Source organism: Blautia sp. ZXY-1-C6 (assembly GCF_056339875.1).
On the sequence record NZ_JBWJVQ010000138.1, the window covers coordinates 18,883 to 27,435 of the forward strand.

Below are 8,553 nucleotides of genomic sequence, written 5' to 3' on the forward strand. Positions count from 1 at the left end.
TCAGATCAGCGTGCCGATCTTACTTCTCTGTACTGTCTTTCCTGTTTTCTCCAGTACGTCTACATAGATGTCAAAAATCTCTTCGTCCTCTGCAAAGAGTTCATTCTTCTGCAGACTCTTCTGCATCATCTTGAAATAGGGACGAAATACCCTCTCAAGTGTCATATAATCTTCATTCTTATACAAGTTCTTAATGTAGTCTTTCTGCTTCTCATAGGAAACACTCAGATTCAGGCGCTCCCCACAGAACTCTACATAATCCCAGCATTCGTTGAAGTAGTCTTTGTGCCGCCTGCTTCTGGCAAGTTTGCGGGCATTTTTCATTCGCTCTTTACAGTATTTCTCAAAGTTTCCGGATTCTTTCCAGAACTGTGTATAGCTTACCCTCGCACTGACCACCAGCGCAATGGGTGTCACATAGCGGGGTTCCTTTGCATCTTTATAATTCTTTCCATAGCTTATGGTAAGATACTCTGCGGTTTTTGCCGGAACCTGGAGTTCTGCACCTTCCAGAGTGACACGTTTACTCTCCGCAAAAATTTCTGCAGGGAAAATGGTAGTCTGTTTTCTTCTTTTGAGGATATATTTATTTGCTCCGGGCTGCTGGCAGGATCTGACAAGCCTGTCATACAAATGTGCAGCCTGTCCCTGGCGCCCGGTTATCATGCACTGCAGCCGCATAATTGTACGGTTCACCCTGCTCCTGAAATTTCTATCTGCATAGTTGATATGACAGAGCTCTGTCCATGCATTCTCATCTCTGGATAATCTGCGTTCTGCTTTTACAGAAGCTACCGGCGTTCTGAGCGGAAAAATATTGACTCCTATTCCCGGGAATGCGTAGTCTCTGGTGTTGTCCAGATTCAGGCACAGAGTATCTGTATTGGTGTATCTCAGATAAAATCCTGAGAACCATTTGTGGCTCTTCATGGATTCCAGTGCTCTCTTTTCCCTTGGATCTTCATCCACAGCCAGACGGAACCGTTCCATATCCGCTGTTTTCATCAGCACAACTCCAAACATGGGATTCTGTGGGAAAGGATGCCCTTCCACTGCGCAGAGTGTCAGTCGTGGAGAGAGGTAATATTCTATTTTATTCCGGCGGCATATTTCATCGATTTCCTGTAATAATGATAAAATCACCTTTTGTTTTTTGTTCAACTCTTTACTCCATTTCTATTGATGTCACTTAACAGTTACAGTCTGCACGATCTTCTTAATATCTTCAATACTTTCATATTTATCAAGCCATTTATCAAGCACAACTGTAATATCCGTCTTCTTTCCAAAGCTTTTCGCCTGTCTGCTGCCATCGTTCAGATCATTGATAAAAATACGGTACAGCTCTGTTCTTACATAAGAAGGCATCTCATATTCCAGTGCTTTCTTATAATTTGCAAAAGCCTCCCTGGTCTGTCCCTGTTTCATCCTGACATCACCCACCAGTTTATAAGCGCAGGCTTTCTCTTCTCTGCGAAACTGACGGTTTCGTACCTGTTCTGCAAGCCACTCCAGTTCGCTCTCCTCACCTGTACAGATGATCTGGGTGCGCAGTTCTGCAAGCTCATCGGAATACCCCAGCCGCTTCCATGCTCTTGTAAGAGCTTTCCTGTACATCTTATGTTCTTCTGAAACTTTAACCTGTATATCCGCCGGCGCTTTAACTTCTTCAGTTTCTGCTGACGGATCTGATACTTTTTTATTCACATCATCAGCCGATGTTTCATCTGATGTTCTATCTGATTTTATCTGTTTTCTGCTTTTTCCCGGATTTTTCTCCACACTGACTGGCGTGATCATCTGTGTGCCGATCACAGCCCGAATTTCACCGATTTCTTTCTCTATCTCGCTCTGCGTACGTGCACACACTGTTTTTGCCAGATATAATGCTCCCTGGATATCATCATCCTCAGGTATCAGACGACTCCACAACTCCATCAATGCGAGAGCCTCCTTCTTGTTGTGGTTTGCAATAAGCTCTTCACAGCTTTTCAGGATTTCAGATTTGTATCCTCTGAAGAATCTATCCATCTCCATCCATACAATTCCGTTAGTTGTCTTATTCTTTACCTGAAGATAAAGCTCTGCCGCTTTCTGCATCTCGCCATCCATCCAGAGGATATCTGCCTTATATTTCAGGAAATAACCATCCTCAGGAAACATCTTAAGAGCCTTATCAAGAAAACGTTCTGCTTCGACCCGGTTCTCTCCCGCATCCTCCATCAGAAACCTGCACTTAAATTTCATAAATCCCGGATGTCCCGGATATTTCTTCAGAAGCTCATTGACGATCTGTTCTGCCTCCTTTATCCGATGGAATTCATAATGATCCGCAGCTTTCCTGAAAAACTCAATATCTTCTTTCAGTCCCTCCATCTCAGGACTCAGATGGTCAAGCTGCTGACGGACCTGCATCATCCGATATGCCTTTGACACACGTTCTGTATAAAACAGAGTAAGCATTGCCGCATAGAATACATCGTCAGGTATCTCCACAAGTGTTGGATGATAAAAAGCATAAATGTTGGTATAGTCTTCTCTTCCGATAAAGTCAGCACTAAGCTGATTCTTATAATAAGAGCCAAAAAGTGCACTCAGCTTACGGAAAGATCTGCTTTCCACCAGCTCACTGATCTTAAGTCCTGATTCATCGATCGCTCTCTGCAGGTCCAGTGCAACAGCGCGGGCTTTCATTGCAAGCCCATCCTGGCGGACCTTATGGCTTTTTTTCGCAATGCGCATATTGTAGAACTTTCGGAACACACTGTCCCAACGCAATCTTTCCTTATTGATCTTCGGCATGTATTCTTCACGTAGCTCCTGATAAGGAAGATCATCTACACACACTGCTACATGACCCTCCCTCTTATCATGAGGAGGCATATATGACCACTCGTCTCCATAATGCCAGATCAGATAGTCACTGCACTTATTTGGGATCATTGCCTTTTTTCCCTCAAAGATGCCATCCTTTACAGGGAACATCATATCCTTATCAAAAAGAAACGGGCAGCCGCCCCAACGCATGGCATAACGGTCACATTCCTCTTCTTTATAAGAGAACATGATCTTCTCAAGCTTTGCCAGTGTTCTTTTTTTACCAAGAAAAATATAAGAAAGAAGATACTTCAGATACATGGATGCAGGTATCTCCCAGCGGTCACTGTAACCTACGGAAATATTGATAAGATCTGAGTAGATCATCATGTGTGTTCTATATTTCTCGTATTCTTTGTCGTCAGCCGGAACAGGATCCAGTGTAAGAATGTCTATGATTTCTCCGCCGCAGTCCTTCCCGATAATCTGGCTCTTATGGATGGCACAGGTATTGGTGGATGCGTAGCGCGGAAATGAATTTGTATAGTTTCTGTCCACCTCCGAACACTGTATCTCTCTGTCAGGCGGGAGTTCTGTTTTGCATATCTCTATGAATTTCTCCCAGTCCGGACGTGGCATATAAAGGTCTACATCATCATCCCAGGGAACAAATCCCTCATGTCTGAGAGCTCCGATCAGGGAGCCTCCTGCCAGCACGTATCTGAGGTTATGTTCTCTGCAGATTTCATCAACCTCCCTGAAAAGCTTCAGGAGGTATTTCTGTTTCTCCGTCATGAATTGTCCTTTCTGTTGATTGTTTCCAAAATTTCTATTATTCTTACCGACTCATCATAGAAAAGCCGGGTACATTCTGTCCGTTTGTCTCTGATCATGATCATCAGCTCCTGCAGCAGATAGCGGAAACCATTTCCCTCGAAGTTAAAGCTGTACCTTTTCAGAAATTCTTTTCCTGAAATATTGGCTTCAAAGTATCCGGTGTTCCACCAGTCATTAGGGATAGTTACCCTGCCGTTGCTTCCGATGATCACAAGTTCATTCTCAATGTCAACCGTTGTTCCGATCTCAATAGTCGCCAGTGCACCGGCGTATTTCATGGAAATCATATCATATACAAAACGGCCTTCCTGATTGCGGACCGCATTGGTGTTGATATCCTGGCATTTTTTTCCCAGCAGTTTCAGTACTGCGCAGATAGCTGTGCAGACCGTCTCATTAAAAGTCCTGCCGCCCTCAAAATCATCCTGGGAGATTGCACATTTGACACTTACCAGATCTCCCACCAGGTTACTGTGTACCAGCCATACCAGCTGATTAAACGCCCGCAGGTAGACCAGTGTGGTCCGTTCAATGAGAACCACATTGTTCTCCCTTGCCACCTGAAACAGGTAGCGCAGTTTCTCTGAGGAAAGTGTCATGGGCGAATCACTGATCACATATTTTCCTTTTTTCAGCGCTCGCTCAATATATTCTGCTCTCCGGTTCAGCGATGTCTTGATATAAACAATATCTACATCTGCCAGAAATTCATCATAGCTGTTCCAGCAGGAACCTAACTCATATTTATCACAGAATCTCTGTGCAGTCTCGTGATCCTCGCTGAATACACGTTCCACATGAACTCCGCTGACATATTTGGATTCCTCCACAAAATCATTATCCCGGATGTCATCCGTCACGATTCCCATATTAAAGATAACACCTTCACTGCGAAGCTTTGTACTGGAAATATTCTTGGTCCTTTCCAGATAAACTACATCACAGTAGTTCTTAAGGTAATCGAATTTCCCTCTCCAGTCAGATCCTACCACCAGGACATCAATATCATACTTAATGATGTCATTGACCTTCTGTCCCTGATATTCTTCAATGATGATCTCATCTGCCAGCCCCGTCCTTCGCACATTCTCGATTCTCTTAATGAGGCTGTCCCGCACATTGAGTTTGCCCCGCTCAATGTCAAAGCTCTCACTTGTGACACCTACGATCAGATAATCACCAAGTGCTTTTGCTCTTTTGATAATATTGTAGTGGCCTTTATGAAAAAGATCAAAAGTGCCATATGTGATTACTCTCTTCATTCTTTCGTCATAACTCCCCTGAAAAAAATATTCTTATTTTGCCGAACAGTTTTCCTGCTCCATACGTTACTGTTCACTCCGTTCACAGTAACCTCCATACGATAGATACTTTGATTATATCATACTTCCCAACTTCCGTCACCTGTCCGTTACAAAAATGTTAAATTCGCATTAACTTTACAAAAAGAAGAGTTTTGAAATACTGTTTTTGTATCTCAAAACTCTTCCTTTGTGTTTATGGTTCTTTATTGTCGTCCATCGTTCTGGTAGTAGCTTCCAGTTCCTGGATCAGGTCTTCCAGCGAAAGCTCCTCTTCCCCTTTGATCAGTTCATCAGGGATATCATCCAGATTATCTTCTTCAATCTCCAGCTCCATGCCGGCCACATTGCTGAAGCCTTCATGACTGTCGGAAGAAGTATGATCCGGTGTATCCTCGTCCATATTTACTTTCTCCACATGTTCGTCCTGCTCACTCTCTGAATCAAGCGTTGCCGCAAGCTCTGCGATGGCTTTCTTTCTTCTGAGAAGTTCATATTCATCATATTCGCTGTCATACTCTTCTTCCAGACCTTCATCTCTGACTGTCTTATCCTTCTTGATCAGGATAAATGCGATCAGATTCAGAACACCCGTATAGAGCAGATCCACAGGCAGACTTCCCAGTACAAGTACAAATACCAGTGATACTCCCAGAAGCACCCATACATTGTTCATTGCCGGAAGCATCAGGATATATAAACCATTCATAATGATCATGATCGGATAATGGAAGAAATAAATTCCCATTGTATGTCGTCCCACATAGGTGAGTGGCAGTTTGATGTCCGGCACTAACGCAAGCATCGTATAGACAACTACGAAAGATACCAGATACATCAGCAGTCTGAGGATCACTCCCTGAGGATCCGTCAGGCCACAGAGCTGATATCCATGATTACCTCGGAAAATAGCAATTCCCATTTCATTTGGGATCATATAATTCGGTATCGCCCACAAAAGGACTCCGGAGATTGCCACCAGGATCCATTTTCCCTTAAATTTACGGATTGCTGTGATATATTCACTCTTCCAGAGATACCCCGCAACAAAGAACGGGAAAAATACCACGATTCTTGATGATGACAGGAATGTGGTAAATTCCGGTCTGGTTCCTGCCCATAATGCGAACAGGATACTGAGCGGAACAATAAATCTGATCTTACCCAGGGCCTCAATGGTAAGGCGGTAAATAAACAGTGCCAGTATATACCACATGACACTTCCGGTAGGACGCAGTATCTCATAATCTACGGATCTGCCCAGCCATATCTGTGAATACCAGGTTAAGGTATATCCCAGAACATAAGGGATCAGCAGGTTCTTAAAATTCTTCAGCACATTCTGAGGTTTCTTTGACAGATATCCTGAAATAAAAACAAATGCAGGCATGTGAAAAATCGTAATCGCATACCACACATATCTCACTACAGTGTCTACCTTTACAAGGTTAAATGCAATAATATGGTTAAATACTACCAGAAAGATAAGCAAAACTTTAATGTTATCGATCAGGCAGGAGTACGGCACCGCCGCTCTCTCTTTTTTTATTTTCATGTTTAAGTACTATCCTCTAATCATATTTCTGACTTCTGCTGTGTGAACATACAACCCCATTCTGCCAGATTCTTCAGATGACCGGCAGACAAAAAACGCACAGCAATGTAACGGGCAATTAACCGCAAAGTCATATTTACTGCAACAAGCATAACATATTTTTACGATTTATGGAATAGAAACTTAACATTTCGGTCAATGGAAATATTTTGTTACTGTTCACACACCACTATCCCGCGAGGTGTTTTGGCATGAATATGCCAAAATCCCGAGACATACAAGCTAAAATTCCATTGCCGCAGGCAATCTGGAATGAATTTTGGCTACGTTACTGTGAACGAAGTGAACAGTAGCAATATTTCCATATTCCATGTACAGCATAAGAACAGAAAAAAATACAGCTTCTGATCCTGCCGTAACCGGCGTATCTGTAGACATTGTAAGTCATGGCTGCTGATTTCAGTTTGTTTCTGGATTTGCCGCCTTCGCTGAGACGATATTTCAGATATGGTTTGTTGATTCCGGCAGCACAGCCGTATTTTCGCAGGATTTTCAGCCAGGTGATATAATCCTCATGGCTGTCGTCATGCTCCATGGGAAACTCTCGCGCCACATCCCTTCTGAGTATCACAGAAGAACAGTTGATGCTGTTATGTTTCAGAAGTTCTCTGTAGGTGATCTTCTCTTTTACAGGGATTGTCCGTCCTGTACTGCTTCCGTCTGCTTTCATCAGTTCCCGCCCTGTAGAACACAGCACGTATCCTGTCTCTTCCAGACGTTTCAGCTGTTCTTTCAGCTTGCCTGGCTCCCACCAGTCATCTGCATCCAGAAAAGCAATGTAGGTTCCCTGTGCCAGCCCGACTCCTCTGTTTCTGGAGCCTGCAGCTCCCATATTCTGTTGATTCTTAATATATCGAAAGTCCTCTCTGCCCTCATAGGCAGACAGGACTTCCTCTGTATGGTCTGTGGAACCGTCATCGATCACCAGAAGTTCCAGCGAAACTTCCTGTTCATAGACAGATTCCACAGCCTTTCTAATATATTTCTCTCCGTTGTAAACCGGCATGATCACAGATACCAGCGGTTTATTCATGGTCATTCCTCCGTTTTATTCTCTGACACTCCGGCGTTTTTCCCGGAATCCTTCAACGCATTTACCTGTCTGTCATCTACTCCCTCAGATACTTCTTTCTGGAAAAAGATTTTGACTGTCATAAAGATCAGCTTGATATCCAGCAGGAAGGAATAATTCTCAATATAAAACAGATCCAGCTTTAATTTGTCATAAGGCGTTGTATTATACTTACCATAGACCTGCGCATATCCGGTAAGACCTGCTTTAACTTTCAGACGATAATAGAATTCCGGAAGCTCTTTCTCATACTCAAGCATGATACTTTCACGTTCCGGGCGCGGACCTACCAGAGACATATCTCCCTTAAATACATTAAAAAGCTGGGGAAGCTCGTCCAGATGAAGATTTCTCAGCACATGACCTACCGGTGTGATACGGGAATCATGCTTGGATGCCAGTCTTGCACCGTTTTTCTCTGAATCTACGCACATACTGCGGAATTTACAGATCTTAAAGGGCTTTCCACCCAATGTCAGACGGTCCTGGAAATAAAACACCGGACCTCTGTCGTATGCTTTTACCGCAGTCGCTATGATCAGCATGATCGGTGAAGTGATTATAATGCCGATCCCTGAGATCAGAATATCCATAACTCTCTTTGCAGCACGCTGGTCTACTGCCAGTCCCATATTTCTGGATACCAGAAGCGGTGTGTCAAAAAGATGGATGCGTTCACTTCCCATAAGAATGATGTCCGAAATCTTCGGACTCACATAGCATCGGACAGAATGTGCAAAACAGTATTTCAGATAACGGTTTCTCTCTGTTGAATGCAGATCCCAGATGATCACGCCATCATAATCCTGCATCATCTGATGGATTTTTTCTTCTCCCACACTGATGTGTACCTTGCCGCTGATGTCATATTTGTCCTTTCGGGAATTCATCTTATGGATCAGGTCGTCCCC

At 43.5% G+C, this 8,553-nt stretch carries 6 protein-coding genes; all 6 read right to left on the reverse strand.

Going from position 1 to position 8,553, the window contains the following annotated elements; all coding sequences use genetic code 11:
- The gene (locus AC075J_RS05520) at positions 1-1,161 is read right to left on the reverse strand and encodes a LicD family protein (protein WP_118569422.1); all 1,161 of its coding nucleotides are present in this window, start codon (positions 1,159-1,161) and stop codon (positions 1-3) included.
- A 24-nt stretch (positions 1,162-1,185) separates the two neighbouring features.
- Complete coding sequence (locus tag AC075J_RS05525; RefSeq protein ID WP_055200258.1) at positions 1,186-3,612, reverse strand: LicD family protein; 2,427 nt, start codon at positions 3,610-3,612, stop codon at positions 1,186-1,188.
- Complete coding sequence (locus AC075J_RS05530; protein WP_055054128.1) at positions 3,609-4,916, reverse strand: adenylyltransferase/cytidyltransferase family protein; 1,308 nt, start codon at positions 4,914-4,916, stop codon at positions 3,609-3,611. Before AC075J_RS05530 ends, AC075J_RS05525 begins: the two co-directional genes overlap by 4 nt.
- Positions 4,917-5,151: 235 nt before the next feature.
- Entirely contained in the window at positions 5,152-6,510 is a 1,359-nt protein-coding gene (locus AC075J_RS05535; RefSeq protein ID WP_055060165.1) for an acyltransferase family protein, read from the reverse strand.
- Positions 6,511-6,838: 328 nt separating this feature from the next.
- On the reverse strand, positions 6,839-7,603 hold the full coding sequence (locus tag AC075J_RS05540; RefSeq protein ID WP_055200260.1) for a glycosyltransferase family 2 protein: 765 nt from the start codon (positions 7,601-7,603) through the stop codon (positions 6,839-6,841).
- Positions 7,604-7,605: 2 nt separating this feature from the next.
- Positions 7,606-8,553 (reverse strand): exopolysaccharide biosynthesis polyprenyl glycosylphosphotransferase (locus AC075J_RS05545; RefSeq protein ID WP_476390119.1); only part of this gene is annotated, 948 nt, incomplete at its 5' end.

What these genes read in the sequence shown, in the direction of transcription:
- AC075J_RS05525 (WP_055200258.1), bottom strand. Translation starts at nt 3,612, where the DNA reads ATGACGGAGAAACAGAAATACCTCCTGAAGCTTTTCAGGGAGGTTGAT.
- AC075J_RS05530 (WP_055054128.1), bottom strand. Translation starts at nt 4,916, where the DNA reads ATGAAGAGAGTAATCACATATGGCACTTTTGATCTTTTTCATAAAGGC.
- AC075J_RS05535 (WP_055060165.1), bottom strand. Translation starts at nt 6,510, where the DNA reads ATGAAAATAAAAAAAGAGAGAGCGGCGGTGCCGTACTCCTGCCTGATC.
- AC075J_RS05540 (WP_055200260.1), bottom strand. Translation starts at nt 7,603, where the DNA reads ATGAATAAACCGCTGGTATCTGTGATCATGCCGGTTTACAACGGAGAG.